Consider the following 19,319-nt stretch of genomic DNA (forward strand, 5'->3'; position numbering starts at 1 on the left):
TCATCAACTGGTGGATGATGTGCGCCATCTGCATGAATTGGAAATAATTCTTGAGTGCACGGTAACTCTTCCTGGCATACTGGTGTTCCATACCATAGCCGCCATTTTTCAGCGTATTGAAACCTTCATTCTCGATCTTCCATCGCAACCGCCCCGTCCTGCTAGTGTCTGCCACATTACGGGCATGGACAGGCAGGTCGGTGATATGCACAAACCGCGTGGTTTTGGGCGCTTCAGCCGAGGCACCTGGTTTGGTCGGTGCGATAGTTTCTTGGCATTCCAGCCAGTTGAGGTTATGCCCCTTATAATCGATGCCGGTAACCCAATGGAAGACTTGGGTAACCGTGTTGCCGTCAGGGCGGTAACAGATGTCTTTACGCCTGTTCTGGCTTTGCAACGGCTGTAATGCCAAGGCCTCTTGCCAGACACTGGGCAGGTTACCGTCCTTAAAAGTGACACAATAAGACCATTGGTTAGCCTTGCAGATGTCAAAAAAACCTTGGTAAGGGTATAGTCCATCAGCAAGTATCACTATAGGCAGGCGTGGGTAAAGCGCTTTTAGCTTGGCTGCCAGACGCACGAAGGTTTTGCGCTCGCAGTCTTGTTTGTCATATTCGCCCCCTTCAGGATTTTCAATCCATTCACTGGCGATGGAAACACTGAAGCCGGTCGAGGTGATCAAGCGTGCTTCGAGGACAAAATGGAAGTAGCTTACCTTACCGGTTTTTGAGGTTTTATGTAGGCACTGCTCGTCGCGCCGGTGGTCGTAACTGCCAACACAACTGCCATCAACCGCGATCCGAAACCACTGCCCACGGTAACGGCTACGATGGAAGGTTTTGCGTTGGAGCAGGTTTTGTACCATTTTTTGCTTGAGGTGTTCGATTTGGTCGATGTCCAATAATTCGATGACATTCTGGACGGAATCACCGTGCGGCATCGCAAAACCGAACAGACGCTTGTAGTTTTTGTGAAACAGAACATCCCCACGGTGCTGGTTGTATTGGTTACGGGAACCGACCTTGAACAAGAACATCGCCAGGCAGGCGGTCAGGTGGGCGGCCAGTTCATAGTTGGAGGCTTTTTTAGGGCAATCATCCACATCCCGCATCCAGCCAAACAGGTCAGGAAAGTGCTGCTGGATGGTCTGGTACATTTCATATACAAGCTGTATTTTCTTTTGTTGCTGGCTGGCAATGGCTTGTGCTTCGGTCAGGGCTTTGCGTAGTTTAGCTTTTTTTGCACGACGCTGGGCTATAAATTGGGCACGATTTGGCTGGGCGTTTTTTCATTAGAAATTTACAATGCAGAATGGAATGGATGGAAAACTGGCTATTGTCCATCTTGTTGCCGGAAAAATTTAATTTCAATGCACGCTAATCGATTGATTTACGTTTAATTCTGATACGCTCTGAATTGCTGGTTTAAGCACAGCCATCCAAACGCCAACCCAAATCAACAATAACAGCCCAATAATAAGCACACCGCGCAACGTATCGGCCAAACCATCAACTAATGGCACTAAGCGCTCAAATAATGCCAATAAGCGTTGTTTTTGTGCTGATGCTGATACGAATGTGTTTTGCTCTGGCATAAAAAACCTGTCTGACGTTAAAATTATAAAAATACTGATTTTATTGAATTTTAGCAACGGGCTTACACATCAAAAAATAGCCGTTCTGTTATAGCGTATAGGCATTCTATTCAGCAAAATTAACTCCTCAATGGAGCGCTGACATTTTTGAATACTCAGGTACAATTAAGCCCCACTCTCGTCAGACCATTAATCTATGAACAACGACTTATTTATCTACGATACTGAGCGTTTTAAAAGCATTGCTTTAGACAATGTATTAGAACAGGGACTCTTTTGCTTTACAGAACATTGTGTAATTGCATTAAATAAACAAGATAATACGTTAATAGCGCAAGTACAAGAGACAAATAACCCGCACACCACACATCACGTAACCTTGTCCAAAGACACAGGCACTAAACTGAACTTTCAGTGTAGCTGCGATACCCCTAAAAATACCGCTTGTCAACATGCAATTGCCGCACTGCACAGCTATACCGCCTATGATAAACGCTACAAAAATCTAATCGACACAAGCGCAGCCGCTGCGGTACAAACCTGTATTGAGCAAGGTAATAATGAAGTCAGAACAAAATTAATCAGCGGCAATCTTGGTTTTGGTACGTGGCAAGCAACCGCAACTACATTGGGTACACAAGGTTTAGAATCTTACCAAGTACACATTCGCAGCCTAACGAAGCCTTTTAATTATTGCACCTGCCCTGACCTTAACCTGTATCGCCTAGGTACGTGCAAACACATTGAAGCCGTGCTGCATTATGTACAAAGCAAACCCGACTATAACAATTATCTCGGCGCTGGTATTCCTGTTTCCTTTGTCTATATGGCCTGGGAAAACAACAAACCCATTATGCGTTTACATGCACTGAGCAGCATGAGCGACAATCTGTCCAGTATTTGTGCGGGCTTTTTTGGCCCTAACAAAATTTTTAACGGTAATTTACCAGAAGATTTTTTTCGCTATACTCAGCAAGTACAAGGCAGAGACGACCTGCATATCGGTGAAGATGCCTTACAATATGCACAACAAAGCGCTAAAAATGCGGCTTACAAAGAGCGTGCTAAACAAATTAACGACGCTATTTTAAACACACACGGCGTAATACCCGATATTAAAGCACGCCTACTGCCCTACCAAATTGACGGTGTGGCTTTTTTAGCCACGCACGGGCGAGCATTATTAGCCGACGATACCGGTTTGGGCAAAACGCTGCAAGCGATTACAGCGGCTTCTTGGCTGGTTAATCATGCCGCTATTAACAAAGTACTGATTGTTTGCCCAGCCTCTTTAACGTTTCAATGGGCACGAGAAATAAAAAAATTCACCGCCTATACCGTACAAATCATACAAGGTAACGCCGAACAAAGAGCCGTACAGTATCAATCTGATGCGCTATTTTTCATTATTAATTATGAATTAGCCATGCGTGATATAACGCTTATCACTGACGACTTTAATGCAGATTTGCTGGTTGTCGATGAGCCGCAACGTACCAAAAACTGGCGCACCCGCATCACCCCAAAACTAAAACTCATACCCAGTCAATACGTGTTTGTGTTAAGCGGCATAATCGTCGAAAACCGGCTGGACGATCTATACAGTTTATTGCAACTGGTTGATCCGACAATACTCGCACCTTTTTGGCGCTACTTACTCGATTATCAAATTACCGATGAAACCGGCACAGTGCTGGGGTATCGCGATTTAGCCCAATTACTGCACCGCATCGCACCGGTTATGCTACGGCGACAACACCAAACCGTCAGCACACAGTTACTGGAAAAAACTGAAGTCCGACTTGATATTCCTCTGGATAAAAAACAACGCGAATTACATGACAGCGGGCTCTCTACTGCCAAGCAACTGGCACAGCTTGCCACACGTCGTACTTTAACCCCTGGCGAGCAACACCGCTTACTGGCGGCGCTGCAACAAGCACGGATGGCGTGCAATGCAGCAGGCTTAGTTGATAACGAAACACACGGCTCACCTAAATTACATGAGCTATCGTATTTACTGGAAGATCTCTGCCTACAAAACAACCATAAAACCGTTATTTTTTCGCAATGGGCAGTCATGACCGAAATGGTCGAAGCATTAACACGCCAAATAGGCTTATCGGCGGTACGCCTACACGGTGGTATGAGCAGTGACACACGTACTGACGCTATTAATCGTTTTAAAAATGATGACAGCGTGCAGGTACTTATTTCTACCGATGCGGGCAGTGTCGGCTTAAATTTAAAATCAGCTACTGTATTGATTAATTTGGATATGCCGTGGAATCCTGCCATTTTGGAGCAGCGTACAGCCTGCCTACACAGGCCAGGACAAAAAAACACCCTGCAAGTGTTTTTAATGCTGGCCGAAGATTCATACGAGCAGCAGGTCACTAAACTTGTTAAAAATAAACGGGATTTATTTGATAATGTTATCAGCCCAGAAACCTCCAAAGAGGTCGTAGGGGTTTCTAAAAAAATGTTGCAAACGCTGATTAATACACTGATTAGTAATACTGCCGAGTCTAACAAACACCAAAATATAAAACCGTCACATGCGTTAGCAGCGTCAGATACTCAGCATAGCGACACAGGGCAATCAGAACCAGACCCTCAGCTTCAGCAACTGCTCACCAGTATGCAACTAGTATTTAAATACCGCTTACAATCCGTCGTCGGCTCACCCGAACAGATATTAGTTATTGTTAATCCTATCCATAACAGCGACGAAGACACTGTGCGCCAACTATCGAAAGGTGTTGTGCCAATCGCCGTTGTTGACACTAAAACACTTAATAGCTTAAAGGGCTTAGAAGCCTGCTCTACACTGGCAACTTTGCCGGTATTGTATAAGCAAAGCCTTACCACAACAATCAACCCACTCACACAGATGGCTGAAGCTAAGCTGCATTCAGCTGAAACTTTACTGGCGCAACACTGTGTAGCAGGGGTGTTAGATTTAATCGCTTCCGCCATGCTCTTACAAGCAGCTGCTATAGCAGGGCAGTTTCAAGCACCCGCAATAGATACCGTAACCGTTTGGTTACATAACGAAATACTACCACAGCAATTACTCACACCCGCCCAAGCGGATGCCATTATCCGCGTGGTGTCTTTACTGCAAAGCCCAGATGTACCATTGAGTTTAATTGAGCAGGCTATTACAGACGCAAGATTATTCTGTTAATGGTGCTACGATGAAAACACTCTGCCGATAATTGTCACCTATTAACAAAAACAGTTCCCTGTTAGCAAGAAAACACGTTAATTTAAACCAACCCAAAACGCTAAACTACTAAAAAAAACAACTGTTGCTAAAAAATCAATACCACCTCAAAAAATTCGCACTAATAAAAATACAATACTTATCAAATAATTAAAATCAAAAATAAGATTTATTTTTCCAAAACAGCGATCATCTCAGCCAATTTAGCAAAAAACACAACATGGCATGAATTATGCTTTGTACATTTTTAAGAATATGGACTATCTGTCATTCACATAGGTGTTTGACCATAAGAGTTCACGACACCGTGAACTGAGTTAACTACATTTTAAAATGGTATTTATTATGAACAAAAAAATGCTTTTTCCCATTTTTTGCTCAGCAATGCTAGGATTTAGCACGGCTAACGCTGGCTACATTACTATTTCTGATACAACAGGCAATAATGTTATGAAAAATGCGTACAATTTGGATTCGGCGTTTAATAAAAACGCCGATAACACTATTGGCAAACCTAACAATGGCAAAGACACGAATATCTCTGAGTCTTTTTTTCATTCATCCGTCATTGCAATTACTGAAAAAGATAACAGCAGTTTGGATTGGTATTCATTCAACGTCACCGCATCAAATAAAAATCCTATACAAGCCTATTTTGATATAGATCAAACCTCGTCTAGTCTGGATTCTTTTATAAAACTATATAACTCTTTTGAGAAGGAAATTGATTCTAATAACGATCACGAAGCAACCGATCCAGGCTCGCTTTATACCGGCACCTTCAAGGCACATAATGGCAAGGATTCTTTTATAAGTTACACTTTTAAAGCCACAGGTTTGTATTATTTATCCATTGGCAATGCCGTTAACCCACCAAATGATAAGCGCAATATCTTTTATCAAAATCCACTTAGCACCGGCCAAAACTACACTTTACATGTGTCGCTATCAGACAATATAGCCGTTAATAATCAACAATCTAATGTGCCAACACCGCCTGCGACATTACTGTTTGGCTCAGGTCTTATAGGATTTATGGGCATGTATCGTCAGAAAATTTTCGCAACCACTTTAACAGCATAAGTCTAAAACCAAATCGCCTTCGCTATAACGAGGGCGATTCTTAATTAAATCATTAACAACAGCGTTTAACACCCGTCCATTTTTCATCTTGCCATTGCTTAAAAAAATCCGCCTTAGTTAACGCGGGATGACAAGCGCCTTCCGCATGCCGCTGATGGTATTGTGCGTAATGCTGCAAATAACGTTCATACGCATCATCGCCAGACAATTGGCGCACGGTTTGCCAAACGGCTTTGATTTTAACGTGCATTAATGCCCCACTTGCTCTTCAGCCAATTGTGTTAGCACATAAGGCGATTCTGTCAGCGGCAATACCGGCTTACCTGCCACGTAGCGCATACACATACGCAACATATCAAACACAATCAACCACAATAAGCAGATAAAAAACAGCGTAATACCGGCATCCAGATGCAGGTTAAAAATCAACTTCGGTGCAGCAGCGGCTTTGTCCACCGGCAATGTACCCAACGCCAGTTTATTGGCTAAATCATTAGCCCCTGCTAAAAAGCCAATGCGCACATCGTCACTGAACAATTTTTGCCAGGCGGCGGTACTGGTGATAATCACCAGCCACAACAACGGTGTGCCGGTAATCCAGGCAAAGCGTAATTTACCCGATTTCACCAAAATACCGGTCGCCACCGACAAGGCAATCGCCGCCAACATCTGGTTGGCAATACCAAACAACGGCCACAAGATATTCACCCCACCGTTGGGGTCAATCACACCGATGTACAGAAAATAACCCCAGCCCATAACAACGATAGCACTGGTCAGCACCACCGACGGCAGCCACGAGGTTTCGCCCATTTTTGGCCAGATATTACCAAGCATATCCTGCAACATAAAACGCCCCACTCGCGTACCGGCATCCAGCGTAGTCAGGATAAAAATTGCCTCAAACATAATGGCAAAGTGATACCAAAGCGCCAGCATGCTTTCACCAAAGGCACTGCCAAAAATACTCGCCATGCCCACCGCTAATGAGGGCGCACCGCCGGTGCGGGCAAATAAGGTTGCCTCGCCCATTTGCCGTGCCAAGTTTTGCATTTGTTCAACCGTTACCGGATAACCCCAAGACGAAATTTTAGCTACGGCATCCGCCGCGTCTGCACCGACTATACCTGCCGAACTGTTGATGGCAAAAAACACACCCGGGTCTAAAACGGTCGCCGCCACCATCGCCATAATGGCCACGAAAGATTCCAGTAACATGCCGCCGTAACCAATCATCACAATGTCGCGTTCGTTGCTGAGCAATTTCGGGGTCGTGCCCGATGCAATCAAGGCATGAAAACCAGAAATCGCGCCGCAGGCGATAGTAATAAATACAAACGGAAACAACTTGCCGCCAAAGATCGGTCCCGTGCCATCAATAAACGGGGTAATGGCGGGCATTTTCACATCGGGCCTGAGTAAAATTATCGCCACCGCCAACAGGGTAATCGTGCCCAACTTCATGTAAGTCGATAAGTAATCACGCGGCGCTAATAACAACCATACCGGAAATATCGCCGCCGCCAAACCGTAAGCCATCACCGCAAAGGCCAACGGTAAGCTATCGTGGTCAAACCAGCCGCGCAAACTTGGGTTGGTGTCTATCCAACCGCCAGCCCCCACTGACAGCAATAATAAAACCACCCCGATGAGGGATGCTTCCAATACACAACCTGGGCGCAAAAAACGCATATAAATGCCGACCAACATGGCTATCGGTATGGTCGCTGACACAGTAAACGTCGCCCACGGGCTGTGCTTCATGGCATTCACCACCACCAAGCCCAATACCGCAATCAGGATAATCATAATGGTAAACGTGCCAATTAACGCCGCCGTACCACCAATGCGGCCAATCTCATCACGCGCCATTTGGCCAAGGCTTCGGGCATCGCGACGAGTGGATATAAACAAGGTAACCATGTCCTGCACGCAGCCGCCCAGCACTGCACCAAACAATATCCACAACGTGCCTGGTAAATAACCGAATTGCGCCGCCAGCGTAGGCCCAACCAGTGGGCCTGGTCCTGCAATGGCGGCAAAGTGGTGGCCAAACACCACCCATTTGTTGGTCGGCATAAAATCGCGACCATTATCCAGGCGCTCAGCCGGTGTGGCGCGGGTGTCATCCACCATGAGTACCGTGGCGGCTATCCATGCCGCATAAAACCGGTACGCCAGTGCGTATACGCACAAGGCGGCGGTGATAAACCACAACGCGTTAATGTGCTCACCGCGATTGAGCGCAATGCCGCCCACCGCTGCCGCACCTAAAATGGCTACTAATAGCCAGATTGCATTTTTTGTTATGCTGTTCATTATTAATACCTGTTATTCAAGCCGCTGCGCCCACTTTTGTTATTATTACCGGGTGCTGACACACGCTACATTGTCATACAGACTTAATAGCCTGTCGATCAATTGCTAAACAGTGGGATAATTTAAGATCTGTTACCAGCCTGTTAGCATTATGGTTGAAAATAACCAACTACATGCTGAATAAGCACAAATGCCTGACTTTTCATGCTGAAAGTCAGGTTTTTGGGGATTAAATTAATAATATCGGTGTAAAGATGCAAGGTGCTACATCCCTACCGCATGTGATTACGGACATAAAACGCGACAAAAAATAATGCTACTGAAGTAGGTTGGCCTGACTGCTGTTTGGCAACCCAACCTACAACAGCGTGTCCGCGCTCAAGTTAATAGCCCTGTATTTGATGTGTTGGTGCGTGTTTAATGCGGACAGTGCAAGATCAATAAAACTTACGGTTATCGCCTTTTAGCCTGTCTTCTTGGGCTTGTTTGGCTTCCAGTTCTTCTGGGGTAAGTTCGGGTACTATAATCACAACAGGCTCAGGTATTTTAGTCAGCTCTTCTATAAACGCTAAAAACCAGTCCTGATCTTTAACGTTGGCCATATCAGGATCGCTGGTAATATCAGCCACATCTGGCAAACTGGCCTTAGCTTTAGAGCTTTGCAGTGCTTTTAAACATGCCTCGTTGTCGCCGCGTAAACTATAGATACACGCCAAGTTATAAGATGCCGTCCCCGCTTGAATGGCGTTGCCGCGTTCAAATTGTTTTTTAGCCTGTTCGTAAATAGCATCATCGGGTGCAGCATTTTTAACACGCGCCATATCCATATACGCCACGCCACAGTCGATAGCCGCCGCTAAATATTCAGCTTGCAGCAATAAACAAAATTCAAATTTTTGAATCGCTTCTTGATACAAGGTAACTGCCTGATCGCCGTCTTTAACTTTAGCCTGGTATAACAAGGCCGCACCCCAGTTATACAAAGCCTGGGCACGCATGGGCTCATCGCTGATAACGTCCGCAAAAGTCTGATAGATGTGTTTGTATAACTGATCGGTGTTACCGCTCTCATCTTGACGCGCCTTAGTGATTTGCTTGATAGCGGTTTCCATCTTAGATTTTTTTTGAAACGATGCAATCAACGACATGTTTTATTTCTCCTTAAGAAAAGTAAATGGCAGATAAAAGTATAGGATAACAGCTCAATTGCCGACGACAACATTAAATACTTCGACCTATACGATTAATTTTTGCTTTTTCCGACAACGTAAAAGGAATGATACTATCTTGTGCCCATTACTGTGTTGCAATGCATATTTTTACTATATATTTGATTAAAAATATTTTTTTATTTTAAAAAAATCTTGCTTTACATTAAATTTAATAAACACTAACTATTGTCTTGACGTGCGTAATCACTATCATGCCTAATTCGCATTTTACCAAAAACGAATAGGTGTCAATTATGATAAATTCTAAAAAGAATATTGTTTATGCATGCTTAATTATTATTTGCACTAATGCTGCGGCATGGGAGGGCGATGAAGATCAAAGTAGTGCCCAGCAAAATCTCAATGCTCAAATATTATCTCAACCCTTTAATGTGGCAGATGAGACCACTTTAGATGAATCTTTATCAGAAGCAACAAAAAGAGGTAAACCCACTAAATCTGAAGTCAAAACAGGACAATACCAGTATTTTCACAATGGTTATTATTATCCATATTGGGCCTATTCACGAGGTTACTGGTATTAAAGCTCCCACACTGTAAAACATCACTAAAATATTCCAGCAGTAACATAACATTAAAAATAATAATTATAGGAAATATATGATTGACTCGAAAAAAACAAAAAACTTTGGCTTAATTAGCATTGTTGCGATTACGTTACTGTTAAATGGTTGTGCCGCAGTTCATACAACAATCGCTAAGAAAGATTTAGATGTGCAAACTAAAATGAGTGACACGGTTTTCTTAGATCCTGTCGGCCCTGATAAAAAGACTATTTATGTTGATATTAGAAACACATCGGATAAATCAAATTTTGATATTCTCAGTACGGTAAAAAGATCATTAAGTACTAAAGGCTATACGATTACAACTGATCCTGATCGTGCGCATTATTGGTTGCGTGCTAACGTGTTAAGTGTTGACAAAGCCAGCCCAACAGCGGCAGAGTCGGCATTGCATGCAGGCTATGGCGGCGCTTTAGCAGGTGGTGCGGCAGGCGCGTTAACAGGTGCGGCGGTAAGTGGTGGTATTGGCGCGGCAGTTGGTGGCGGCGTTGGTATGCTGGTTGGTAGCGCTGTTGAACTTGTTGCTAACGCAGCGGTAAAAGACGTGACTTATATGGCAATTACAGATATTGAATTATCAGAAAAAACAAAGCGCGGCGTGGTGGTCAGAAAAGACAGTCGACGAGATCACAAAAATGGTATCGGCGGTTCTAGCCGAGAAACTGATTCGGAAATCAAAAATACAAAACAATACCGCATTCGCGTTGTCAGTACCGCCAATAAAGTCAATTTAGACTATGCAGAAGCAGCACAGCCATTAACAGAAGGTTTGGCGCGATCTATTTCTGGTTTGTTCTGATAGATACAAAAATATTCATTTTTTTAAACCGTTCTTAAAAACCACAAGAACGGTTTTTCTGCTTATCACGTTCTCCGATATTGCTGCTTTTTAAACTCATTTGCAATTCAATAAGCGTAAATATCTTCAAATACCTCGTAAAATATAGCGTGTCTGTGTTTGACCTGGCATTGCCACAGATGATTAATTCCGGTAATAGGCAGGTAATTGTTATAATTAGCAACTTAGCCAACTGATCAAAATTACACAATGCTATTAACTCAAAAGTGGAGAAACTATGTTTGGACGAATTGAAAGTTATGACCCTGATACCAAAACCGGTGTCATCACAGCCGGCAAAGAGCTCTTCAAGTTTGATATGAAAGTGTGGGTGGCCGACACGCAACCTGAAAAAGATGATATTGTCCGCTTTGATTTAAGAGCTAAAGCCATTGCCAACATCACTTTAGCCGGTGCTTTTATTGATAAATCCAATGCCGTCAAACGTCGGTGGATAGCCGCCTTATTATCGTTTTTACTCGGCTGGGCAGGCATGAGCCGTCTGTATTTGGGTTATTATCAAATTGCTTTTGTGCAAATGTTTCTAACCGCTATTTTAATATCCGCAGGCTTTTTACCTTTTGCATTGCTGTGGGGATTTTTAGATGCCGTGTTATTAATGGCGGGTCATAACGATAAAGATGCCAAAGGTCGACCTTTAAAATAAGCACCGACTTTACTGTACATTTTTTCAAGCACAAAAAAAGGCTCCCGAAGGAGCCTTTTTAATCTTGAATCTGGAAAAAACTTTATTCGGGATGAACGTTAACAGCCGTCAAGCCTTTTGGTCCTTTTTCACAATCAAAACGCACGTTTTGATTTTCTTCCAAAGTTTTGTAGCCATCACCTTGAATTACTGAATGATGTACGAATACATCAGCACTGCCATCAGAAGGTGAGATAAAACCAAAACCTTTGGTGTTATTGAACCATTTTACTTTGCCTGTTGCCATCTTAAAAACTCCTACAATAAAAACTTAACAAATAGAACTACAACATTGAAACCGGGCAAACTAACTGACTGCTAAAATCCCTCAACTCAACATCCCACTTCTAACCACAGCCTATTGTACCGCTATTTTTATCCGTATGCTATTTATTGAAAAATTTTGTACAGCCCATCTAAAACCAAGGCATTCGGACTGACCATTCCTATCACGGTTTTATTATCTAATACCGGCGCTCGCACCAAATTATAGGTGGCAAAAAGCCTTGAACAATAACGAATATCCATATCAGGATGCACGGAAATAACCGGCTTAGTCATTATTTCATAAACATTAACCCGCTCTGGCGCACGGTCTTTGGCCAACACATGACGGGCAATATCACCCGAATTAATCAAGCCATATTCATCATCGTCATTGCGTTTATTAACCAATAATACCGAAGTTTTACAATTTTTCATTTTTTTTAAGGCATCCGCGACCGTGGCTATACCGTCAATACTGACAAAATCGGTTTTCATGACATCACGAACGCGAATGACAATGCGTTGTTCACTCATAGTTTATCCTCAAGTTCTTGGGTTAGTTCTTCTACCTGATGCCGAATGCCAATAGCATCTTCCACGTCAATTTGAAACGCAATGCCCGTACCGGGTTTATTATCAAATTCGGCAACGCGGGCAATTTCTTCCAATATATAGCGACTTAAACGCTCTTCAACTAAAAACAACAACACATCGCGCTGCGTTTCCAGCGTCAAGCCAAAAAAAGTTTTAGGCTGATTTAAGCCTTCACCACGGGCATTACTGACTACAGTCGCGCCTTTAGCGCCACATTTACGCGCTGTTTCCAGCACCAGATCGGTTTTATCATCTTCGACAAAAGCAATAATCAACTTAAAATGCACACACACCTCACACTAAAATCAACGACGACGGTTATTGCGCCACTGGGCAATTTGGGCATAAGCCAACACCGTTATAATAGGAAACAAACTGGCAAAAGCGATCAGACCAAAGCCATCAATTAACGGATTGCGCCCTGGAATCGCTTGCGCCAAACCTAAGCCCAGCGCTGTCACCAAGGGCACAGTCACCGTGGACGTAGTGACACCGCCAGAATCATACGCCAAACCAATCATTAATTTGGGAGAAAATGCCGTTTGAATGATGACTATGATATAACCAACAACAATAAAATAATACAGCTCAAATCCGCTCACAATACGGAACACCCCCAAGGCAATGCCAAAAGCCACACCGATGGACACCGCACAACGCAAACCAAAGGCGCGGATTGCCCCCCCAGAAATTTGCTCGGCTTTAATGGCCACCGCCAACAAAGACGGCTCAGCAAACGTGGTGGCAAAACCAATGCTGGCAGCAAATACGTATACCCAACCATACGACAGCCAATTTGCTAGCTTAAGATCAGCTACCCCCAAAAACGCCGGCGTGGTTAATTGCTTGGCCATTAACTTACCCAGCGGAAATAACGCCATCTCCAGGCCTTCCAAAAAAAAAGCCACTCCCAGCAAAATACAAACAAAACCCAGCAGTATTTTTTTAGGGTGTGCCATTGGCTTGCGGATAATCAACACCTGAAAACCAATGATAATAGCGGCTATAGGCAAAATATCTCGACACGTTGCCAACAAACCCGTCATAAAATGCACAATGCTAACCATCACCGGAGCATCCCATAAGCCATAACAAAAATCATGGGGGTTAATGACGCTAAGGCAATTAAACCAAAACCATCTAACATAGGGTTGCGACCTTTAATGGCAGAAGCCAAACCCACACCCAAGGCAGTCACCAATGGCACAGTAATGGTGGAGGTGGTAACACCGCCCGAATCGTAAGCAATGCCAACAATCTCCGCAGGTGCAAACGGTGTCATAATAATGACGGCACAATAACCGCCAATAATTAAATAATACAACGACCAGCCGCGCAATATACGCAGCACACCAATTAAAATGGCAAAACCAACCGACAGCGCCACGGTAATCCGCAATCCTAAGGCATACTGGCTTCGAGCAACATCAGTTTGTGCAATTAAATGGCTTTTACTGGTAACGTTAGCCGCTTCTTCTGCGACCGCTACCAGTGCCGGTTCGGCAACGGTTGTGCCAAAACCCAGGCAAAAAGCAAACAGTAACAACCAAAACACACTGCCTTTACGGGCAAAAGCATGAGCCATGCTCTCACCAATCGGAAATAAACTTTGCTCCAGTCCGTAAACAAACAAGGTCAGCCCTAAAATAACTTGCAAAACCCCAACCACCATACCCACCACATCAGGAATCGGCTGTCTAATAATAAAAATCTGAAATACCAGTACTACAACAAGAATAGGTAGTAAACTTAAAAAACTACTGATCAGTTGCTTAATAAAACCGTGTTTTAGCATAAAGCATCCAATAAACAATATTTTTAGATAACTGTCGTTTTATTCTGCAAAAAAACACCCCTAACAGCAACATAAAAACTTTATCAAAAATTTCCATGCGTATTTTACGTTTATGGCTAATGCTTTCCAGAATAGATTATTTTTTTTAAAACCGGCTATAATGAGCCGTACGTAAGCTATCGCTTAGATAATACACGCTGAAAGCATACACTTTTTACACAGCTGAAAAATATCGACTGACATCCAGCTCTAGCCAGCAAATATTTGCAAAATAATCCAACACAACACTGGGGATACACACCATGCGCGCCGACCTATTAACTTCCATTTTATCCGAACTCAATGGCACTTCTGCCGATATCGAAGCATCAGGGGTTATTTCAACCGATGGCTTAATGATGGCATCGGTATTACCGGCAGGCTTAGATGAAGATAGAATAGGCGCAATGAGCGCTGCCATGCTATCACTGGGTGATAGAACAGCTCAGGAATTAATGCGCGGTAACTTAGAGCAGGTACTTATTAAGGGTGCCAAAGGCTATGTGTTAATGGTATATGCCGGTGATGAAGCCGTTTTAACCGTTATCGCTAAACAAAACTCAAAATTAGGTCTGATTTTCCTGGATGTTAAACGTGCAGCAGAAAGCATTTCTGAATTACTGCATCCATCTTGATAACCCGCTTTTAAAGGGGTAACTTATTAATTTAACTGCACCGGAAAAATAATGTATTAAACACACCAACTCACCACCAAGCGTTGGTTATAACATTTTTCTGAGGCTAAAATAATCATTTAATTCATCCCACAATTCAGGGAACGGATTTCCCTGCTCAGTCAGTTTTTCCTGTAGCGCCACAAATTTACTGACATCTTGTAAAGATTTATACAGCTCTAATAGATCCACATGCAATTCTTTACGCTCAGCTGTTTGTAAAATCGCCTGGCTCAAAACAGCTTCCGCTTCTTGAAATTGGGAGTATTCAATATAATCACGAGCCAAATCCAGTGGATCGTGTGCAATTTCAGCAGGCACACTATTATCAGCTAACTTAGTAATTAACTGGGTAGTACCCAACAAACCTTTACCCATAACAGCAAAAGAATTTTGCACCCTGAACAAGACATCAATGTCTTTATCTTGTAAATACTGATTTAACAAAAAAGCATGTGAAGCCGCTAATCTGGGCAATGCTTTATCCAGTAATCGCCCACAAAAATCATCCGCATGATTACCCAACACACTGAACAAATCAACCATTGCGCCGTACAAATGCTCAGATAAGTTTTTCTGATAGCACAAACAGATACGCTGCACATGGGTAATTAAATTTTGCGGCTGCCTAAAAATACTCGCCACCAAAAAATCTAAAATACCAGGATGCTCATTCAACCAGTGCAAATTAAGTTGCAGGGGACTTTGTGCAAACAAAAAAGCCACCTCATACTGCGCCAAATTCGGTAATGGTTGTTCGGCATCTTGACAAGAAACCAGATAATCAGTCGTTATCACACGCACTTTTCCTTAAAACGATAAGCTTTTGAAGAATCGACAGACATTGTACATTTATTAACTCCCAGTGCCAGATGAAAAACTTTTAGGGATGAAAATTTGTTGTCTTAACCACTTCCAACCAACATAGAATGCCAGCGCTCTTAAGGAACGCGCACGAAATAACTTGAGCAAGTTCATGCTTCGACAGGCTCAGCACGAACGGTGGTGGCGTTTAAGTTGTTCAAGTTATTTCATGCACGTTCCTAAGTTAAGCAAAAAGCCCCTCTCCTGCTGAGCTGCACCTGTGCTGAGAATAAAATTGACTAAGTAAACCTATCACTCGCTCACAATGGCTGCGCTTCTTTCGTCGGTATATATCGGTGTAAGCTATATATTTTATTGCTTACTCTAAAAACATGTCAAAATAAAATACACTTCGCTTTGTTTGAAAAAAATACATAAAATACTGTATTTAAATATATTTTATTATAAAAACTACTCTAAAACAGCCAATATATGTTAGCTTGCTTTACATAACAGACTCACCATCCTTAGCACATCGCGCAAAATACACAAGACTGAATTGCTTAATGGCATTGTGTGTTTACAAAAAAACAATCGCTTAGTACGGCAAGGTTTACTTTATGATGAAATCTTGTGCAGCGCAACAACAAAAATATCTGCTAAAGCATCAAATACACTGACTTAATACATTTTTCAGCGCTTATTAAAAAACACTAATACATCGACACTTATCAAAAAACATAAAAAAATACACATATTATTATTCATTTTTACATATTACGGCATAAAAATTGCTTTATAATTAATAATATTCGTAACTTAATAATGGTATTTTTATTTTAAAAACAACTCATCTGTTTCATAACAATCTCACTGAAATAATCGACTATACTTCGAAAAAGAAAGAAACGCTGTAGCCGACAACCTAGCCAAACGGATAGAGTCAGTTAAAAATAGAGCATAAATACAATATAAGTCATTTATTTATATATGTATTAGCTTATTTTTATCGTATTTAGACCCCAAAAAATTGGCGCAGGATTGCTAACATAAATAGCTTTTTAACATCTGTCAGATTACTTATGAAACTTACAAATTTTCTCAAAAAAAATACTACCTTGGAAAATATGGCCGAAAACTGTATTATGAAAACGCTACACCTTCTCGTTTTTATTCACAGCTCTTAGGTTACTAAAGTATATGGACACTAACATATTCGAAGCTGCACATAATACTCACTTGAAAAAGCCATTTTCACTGTTGCCGTTGGGCTTTGATGCCGTTATTGTCGAGCGTATACAGGCCATATTGAAAAGCAATCATCAAAGCAACCGCAACTACCAGTTAAGCGTGTCAGATAACAGCGATCAGATTGATATTTTGCTAGTTAATCATGATAACCCTATGGCGTTACATAAAAAAGATACCCTGCTACGCACAAGCAGCCCTCATGCCTGTCTTATTGTGGTGAGCCAAGGCCCTTTAGTAAATACACCGGAATACCATATTCGTGGCATGTTAACCGCGTCGCGCTTATTAAGTATTTTAGATAAACTGCCGTTGCCTAATGCTGGCTTGCATGCACCAAAACAGCCAGTTAGCCCCGTTAATATGCCCCACTTAGTGGCAACGGGGCTTACAGCAGAAGACGCTGGCTTCGCGCTTAAGCCCCCAACAGAAAATACCCAGCCTGTTAACGCTATACCTCAAACAACAGCAACAAACTTACTGAACCCATCTGCAACACCTAACTACCGCACATACAGCAGCTTTAAAACTACAGCCCCCACCCTGCCTGCTGCAGCAACACCCAGCCTAAAAGACATCAGCGCCACAGCGCCGTCACACACAATACCGCCTATTAACGCGGCAGTTGCTGTACCCGTACAACATGATGGCTATCGCGCACTGATCGTAGATGACAGCTTGGCTATACAAATGTCTATTAAATTAAAGCTGCAAGCCATCAGCCAAATTACCACTATTGATTTTGCTGACGACGGCGAAAGCGCTTTAGAAAAAACCGCCACCACGCAATACGATCTGATTTTTTTAGATGTTATGATGCCCGGCATTGATGGCTACGAAACCTGTACACGTTTACGCAAAAGAATCGAGTACAAAAAAACCCCAATCATTATGGTATCTGGCAAGACATCGCCGCTAGATGAAGTGAAAGGAGTAATGGCAGGTTGCACAACCTATCTGACAAAACCTGTCGAAGACCAAGCATTTCACAAACTTAGTCTGCGCGTGCTAAATTGGCTTGCCGATCGTAAAACAGTCGCAACAACGCAGTAAACATATTCTCACTCTTACTCCATAACCAAAGGACAAAACCCCATGAATATTCAAAAAATACTGATCTGTGATGATTCACAAACCGATCTTGCTAACTTAAGAAATGCCTTACAAGGCACTAAATACCTGTTAGTAACTGCCAATAACGGCAAAGAAGCGTTGGAAAAAGCCAAATCAGAACGCCCCGATGTCATATTTTTAGATATTGTTATGCCAGACATGGACGGTTATGCCGCCTGCCGTTCGCTGCGTGATGACCAAGAAACCAAGCATATCCCCGTCATATTTGTCAGCTCTAAAAATCAAAAAGCCGATCGTATCTGGGCGCAAATGCAAGGTGCAAAAGACTTAATTGCTAAGCCTTACGAAGCCAGTGCCATTACTGCCGCGTTGGCTGCATTGCATTAATCGTTTGGCGACAGACTAAAACGTAGATTACGCTTTAAGACTACCCACTAAGCTGAGACATCACAGTACGTTGGGGTGAGGTAACAATCCCCCAACGATACTACACGTTATGCGCTGGGGATGCCAATCACCCCAATCTGCACAGATACATTACACCTTGTCCCATATTAAGTGGCTAGCCCATTTTCTCAGTAGAAAACGCGGCAATCTTAAACTGACAGCAACACACTAACCCCGCAATCTACAGCTGTGTCATTATTTTGATTTCATCAATGAACAACCAAAACTTTTAACCTATTCACAATGCTGCTGGAGTACCCCACCGTGGAAAGAGAGCTCTTCGAACTTAATACCCAAGACCCCACTGTTAAGCCATTAGCCACCAGTTTTAACAGCACAGAAGATCACCTAAATCCCGATATCAGCGATGAAAGCGTACTAGGCTTTCGCGTCGGTAACCTGCGGTTTTTATTAGCAGCCAATATTTTTTGTGAAATTGTCGATCAAAACAAAGTCAGTCCACTGCCCAACGTACAACCATGGTTTAGTGGCGTACTCAATTTGCGTGGTGATATTGTACCGATTATCGACTTACACATTTTATTAGCCGATGGCAGTACCCCGCTCAAAAATCGTCATCTGCTGGCTATTGATAAAGGCAAAAAAACGGTGGCTTTTTGGATTGATGGCTATCCGCAAATGCTCAGCCCACATTTTACCAGCGCCAGCGCACCAGATGATCTCCCAGACGTATTACGGCAAGCTATTACGGATTATAGCCGTCAAGACCAACACCTCTGGCTTACACTTTCGCTGGACAAATTATTTAAAGCGCTGAGCGTTCACACTGTTCAGGACAAGGATTAAGGC

21 protein-coding genes are annotated in these 19,319 nt (G+C 42.8%); 10 read left to right on the forward strand and 11 right to left on the reverse strand.

The window, feature by feature from the left end; translation table 11 throughout:
* Window positions 1–940, reverse strand: a 940-nt coding sequence (locus CRENPOLYSF2_RS12790; RefSeq protein WP_140396862.1) for a hypothetical protein, incomplete at its 3' end; no start/stop codon positions are given.
* Here CRENPOLYSF2_RS12790 and CRENPOLYSF2_RS18595 point away from each other — a divergent pair.
* Window positions 932–1,228 (forward strand): hypothetical protein, encoded by a 297-nt coding sequence (locus CRENPOLYSF2_RS18595; protein ID WP_140396863.1) that lies wholly within the window; start codon window positions 932–934, stop codon window positions 1,226–1,228. The genes CRENPOLYSF2_RS12790 and CRENPOLYSF2_RS18595 overlap by 9 nt on opposite strands.
* A gap of 138 nt (window positions 1,229–1,366) precedes the next feature.
* Here CRENPOLYSF2_RS18595 and CRENPOLYSF2_RS12795 read toward each other — a convergent pair whose 3' ends face one another.
* Entirely contained in the window at window positions 1,367–1,594 is a 228-nt protein-coding gene (locus CRENPOLYSF2_RS12795) for a hypothetical protein (protein ID WP_087144340.1), read from the reverse strand.
* Window positions 1,595–1,790: 196 nt separating this feature from the next.
* Between CRENPOLYSF2_RS12795 and CRENPOLYSF2_RS12800 the strand changes: the two genes are divergently transcribed.
* Window positions 1,791–4,784 carry a DEAD/DEAH box helicase gene (locus CRENPOLYSF2_RS12800; protein WP_087144341.1) on the forward strand — a complete coding sequence of 998 codons (2,994 nt, stop codon included), beginning with the start codon at window positions 1,791–1,793 and terminating at the stop codon, window positions 4,782–4,784.
* Window positions 4,785–5,273: 489 nt separating this feature from the next.
* The gene (locus tag CRENPOLYSF2_RS12805; RefSeq protein ID WP_176371123.1) at window positions 5,274–5,906 is read left to right on the forward strand and encodes a pre-peptidase C-terminal domain-containing protein; all 633 of its coding nucleotides are present in this window, start codon (window positions 5,274–5,276) and stop codon (window positions 5,904–5,906) included.
* A 52-nt stretch (window positions 5,907–5,958) separates the two neighbouring features.
* On the opposite strand, the gene CRENPOLYSF2_RS12810 is transcribed toward CRENPOLYSF2_RS12805, so the two are convergent.
* The 3 genes from CRENPOLYSF2_RS12810 to CRENPOLYSF2_RS12820 form a co-directional block, all read right to left on the reverse strand.
* On the reverse strand, window positions 5,959–6,156 hold the full coding sequence (locus tag CRENPOLYSF2_RS12810; protein ID WP_087144343.1) for a CstA-like transporter-associated (seleno)protein: 198 nt from the start codon (window positions 6,154–6,156) through the stop codon (window positions 5,959–5,961).
* Window positions 6,156–8,225, reverse strand: a complete 2,070-nt coding sequence (locus CRENPOLYSF2_RS12815) for a carbon starvation CstA family protein (protein WP_087144344.1) — start codon at window positions 8,223–8,225, stop codon at window positions 6,156–6,158. Before CRENPOLYSF2_RS12815 ends, CRENPOLYSF2_RS12810 begins: the two co-directional genes overlap by 1 nt.
* Window positions 8,226–8,662: 437 nt before the next feature.
* A complete protein-coding gene (locus CRENPOLYSF2_RS12820; protein ID WP_087144345.1) occupies window positions 8,663–9,373 on the reverse strand; it encodes a TPR end-of-group domain-containing protein in 711 nt (236 codons plus the stop codon).
* Window positions 9,374–9,690: 317 nt separating this feature from the next.
* Here CRENPOLYSF2_RS12820 and CRENPOLYSF2_RS12825 point away from each other — a divergent pair, with 317 nt between their 5' ends.
* The 3 genes from CRENPOLYSF2_RS12825 (at window position 9,691) to CRENPOLYSF2_RS12835 (ending at window position 11,528) form a co-directional block, all read left to right on the forward strand.
* Window positions 9,691–9,981, forward strand: a complete 291-nt coding sequence (locus tag CRENPOLYSF2_RS12825; RefSeq protein WP_087144346.1) for a hypothetical protein — start codon at window positions 9,691–9,693, stop codon at window positions 9,979–9,981.
* 76 nt (window positions 9,982–10,057) lie between these two features.
* A complete protein-coding gene (locus tag CRENPOLYSF2_RS12830; RefSeq protein ID WP_087144347.1) occupies window positions 10,058–10,822 on the forward strand; it encodes a complement resistance protein TraT in 765 nt (254 codons plus the stop codon).
* A gap of 277 nt (window positions 10,823–11,099) precedes the next feature.
* A complete protein-coding gene (locus CRENPOLYSF2_RS12835) occupies window positions 11,100–11,528 on the forward strand; it encodes an NINE protein (RefSeq protein ID WP_087144348.1) in 429 nt (142 codons plus the stop codon).
* Between the two features lie 82 nt (window positions 11,529–11,610).
* On the opposite strand, the gene CRENPOLYSF2_RS12840 is transcribed toward CRENPOLYSF2_RS12835, so the two are convergent.
* The 5 genes from CRENPOLYSF2_RS12840 to CRENPOLYSF2_RS12860 form a co-directional block, all read right to left on the reverse strand.
* Window positions 11,611–11,814, reverse strand: coding sequence for a cold-shock protein (locus CRENPOLYSF2_RS12840; RefSeq protein ID WP_087144349.1), 204 nt, complete (start codon window positions 11,812–11,814; stop codon window positions 11,611–11,613).
* Window positions 11,815–11,957: 143 nt separating this feature from the next.
* Window positions 11,958–12,368 carry a CBS domain-containing protein gene (locus CRENPOLYSF2_RS12845; protein WP_087144350.1) on the reverse strand — a complete coding sequence of 137 codons (411 nt, stop codon included), beginning with the start codon at window positions 12,366–12,368 and terminating at the stop codon, window positions 11,958–11,960.
* The gene (locus tag CRENPOLYSF2_RS12850) at window positions 12,365–12,715 is read right to left on the reverse strand and encodes a P-II family nitrogen regulator (RefSeq protein ID WP_087144397.1); all 351 of its coding nucleotides are present in this window, start codon (window positions 12,713–12,715) and stop codon (window positions 12,365–12,367) included. The genes CRENPOLYSF2_RS12845 and CRENPOLYSF2_RS12850 overlap by 4 nt, the downstream gene beginning before the upstream one ends.
* Before the next feature lie 18 nt (window positions 12,716–12,733).
* On the reverse strand, window positions 12,734–13,495 hold the full coding sequence (locus tag CRENPOLYSF2_RS12855) for a DUF1538 domain-containing protein (protein WP_087144351.1): 762 nt from the start codon (window positions 13,493–13,495) through the stop codon (window positions 12,734–12,736).
* Complete coding sequence (locus CRENPOLYSF2_RS12860; protein WP_087144352.1) at window positions 13,495–14,223, reverse strand: DUF1538 domain-containing protein; 729 nt, start codon at window positions 14,221–14,223, stop codon at window positions 13,495–13,497. The genes CRENPOLYSF2_RS12855 and CRENPOLYSF2_RS12860 overlap by 1 nt, the downstream gene beginning before the upstream one ends.
* Window positions 14,224–14,525: 302 nt before the next feature.
* Here CRENPOLYSF2_RS12860 and CRENPOLYSF2_RS12865 point away from each other — a divergent pair, with 302 nt between their 5' ends.
* On the forward strand, window positions 14,526–14,897 hold the full coding sequence (locus tag CRENPOLYSF2_RS12865; protein ID WP_087144353.1) for a roadblock/LC7 domain-containing protein: 372 nt from the start codon (window positions 14,526–14,528) through the stop codon (window positions 14,895–14,897).
* A gap of 87 nt (window positions 14,898–14,984) precedes the next feature.
* Here CRENPOLYSF2_RS12865 and CRENPOLYSF2_RS12870 read toward each other — a convergent pair whose 3' ends face one another.
* Window positions 14,985–15,734: a type IV pilus assembly protein FimV gene (locus CRENPOLYSF2_RS12870; protein ID WP_087144354.1), complete on the reverse strand. Its 750-nt coding sequence runs from the start codon at window positions 15,732–15,734 to the stop codon at window positions 14,985–14,987.
* A 1,206-nt stretch (window positions 15,735–16,940) separates the two neighbouring features.
* On the opposite strand from CRENPOLYSF2_RS12870, the gene CRENPOLYSF2_RS12875 reads away from it, so the two are divergent.
* From CRENPOLYSF2_RS12875 to CRENPOLYSF2_RS12885, 3 genes are all read left to right on the forward strand, one after another.
* Window positions 16,941–18,041: a response regulator gene (locus CRENPOLYSF2_RS12875; protein ID WP_087144355.1), complete on the forward strand. Its 1,101-nt coding sequence runs from the start codon at window positions 16,941–16,943 to the stop codon at window positions 18,039–18,041.
* A 42-nt stretch (window positions 18,042–18,083) separates the two neighbouring features.
* The gene (locus tag CRENPOLYSF2_RS12880) at window positions 18,084–18,449 is read left to right on the forward strand and encodes a response regulator (protein ID WP_087144356.1); all 366 of its coding nucleotides are present in this window, start codon (window positions 18,084–18,086) and stop codon (window positions 18,447–18,449) included.
* A 324-nt stretch (window positions 18,450–18,773) separates the two neighbouring features.
* On the forward strand, window positions 18,774–19,316 hold the full coding sequence (locus tag CRENPOLYSF2_RS12885; RefSeq protein ID WP_176371124.1) for a chemotaxis protein CheW: 543 nt from the start codon (window positions 18,774–18,776) through the stop codon (window positions 19,314–19,316).
* The last annotated feature ends 3 nt before the right edge of the window (window positions 19,317–19,319 follow it).

Source organism: Crenothrix polyspora (genome assembly GCF_900163755.1).
In the GTDB taxonomy this organism is placed as follows: Bacteria; Pseudomonadota; Gammaproteobacteria; order Methylococcales; family Methylomonadaceae; genus Crenothrix; species Crenothrix polyspora.

Coding starts and splice junctions, on each gene's coding strand:
- CRENPOLYSF2_RS12795 (WP_087144340.1), bottom strand. CDS start 1,594: ATGCCAGAGCAAAACACATTCGTATCAGCATCAGCACAAAAACAACGC.
- CRENPOLYSF2_RS12800 (WP_087144341.1), top strand. CDS start 1,791: ATGAACAACGACTTATTTATCTACGATACTGAGCGTTTTAAAAGCATT.
- CRENPOLYSF2_RS12805 (WP_176371123.1), top strand. CDS start 5,274: ATGAAAAATGCGTACAATTTGGATTCGGCGTTTAATAAAAACGCCGAT.
- CRENPOLYSF2_RS12810 (WP_087144343.1), bottom strand. CDS start 6,156: ATGCACGTTAAAATCAAAGCCGTTTGGCAAACCGTGCGCCAATTGTCT.
- CRENPOLYSF2_RS12815 (WP_087144344.1), bottom strand. CDS start 8,225: ATGAACAGCATAACAAAAAATGCAATCTGGCTATTAGTAGCCATTTTA.
- CRENPOLYSF2_RS12820 (WP_087144345.1), bottom strand. CDS start 9,373: ATGTCGTTGATTGCATCGTTTCAAAAAAAATCTAAGATGGAAACCGCT.
- CRENPOLYSF2_RS12825 (WP_087144346.1), top strand. CDS start 9,691: ATGATAAATTCTAAAAAGAATATTGTTTATGCATGCTTAATTATTATT.
- CRENPOLYSF2_RS12830 (WP_087144347.1), top strand. CDS start 10,058: ATGATTGACTCGAAAAAAACAAAAAACTTTGGCTTAATTAGCATTGTT.
- CRENPOLYSF2_RS12835 (WP_087144348.1), top strand. CDS start 11,100: ATGTTTGGACGAATTGAAAGTTATGACCCTGATACCAAAACCGGTGTC.
- CRENPOLYSF2_RS12840 (WP_087144349.1), bottom strand. CDS start 11,814: ATGGCAACAGGCAAAGTAAAATGGTTCAATAACACCAAAGGTTTTGGT.
- CRENPOLYSF2_RS12845 (WP_087144350.1), bottom strand. CDS start 12,368: ATGAGTGAACAACGCATTGTCATTCGCGTTCGTGATGTCATGAAAACC.
- CRENPOLYSF2_RS12855 (WP_087144351.1), bottom strand. CDS start 13,495: ATGGTTAGCATTGTGCATTTTATGACGGGTTTGTTGGCAACGTGTCGA.
- CRENPOLYSF2_RS12860 (WP_087144352.1), bottom strand. CDS start 14,223: ATGCTAAAACACGGTTTTATTAAGCAACTGATCAGTAGTTTTTTAAGT.
- CRENPOLYSF2_RS12865 (WP_087144353.1), top strand. CDS start 14,526: ATGCGCGCCGACCTATTAACTTCCATTTTATCCGAACTCAATGGCACT.
- CRENPOLYSF2_RS12875 (WP_087144355.1), top strand. CDS start 16,941: ATGGACACTAACATATTCGAAGCTGCACATAATACTCACTTGAAAAAG.
- CRENPOLYSF2_RS12880 (WP_087144356.1), top strand. CDS start 18,084: ATGAATATTCAAAAAATACTGATCTGTGATGATTCACAAACCGATCTT.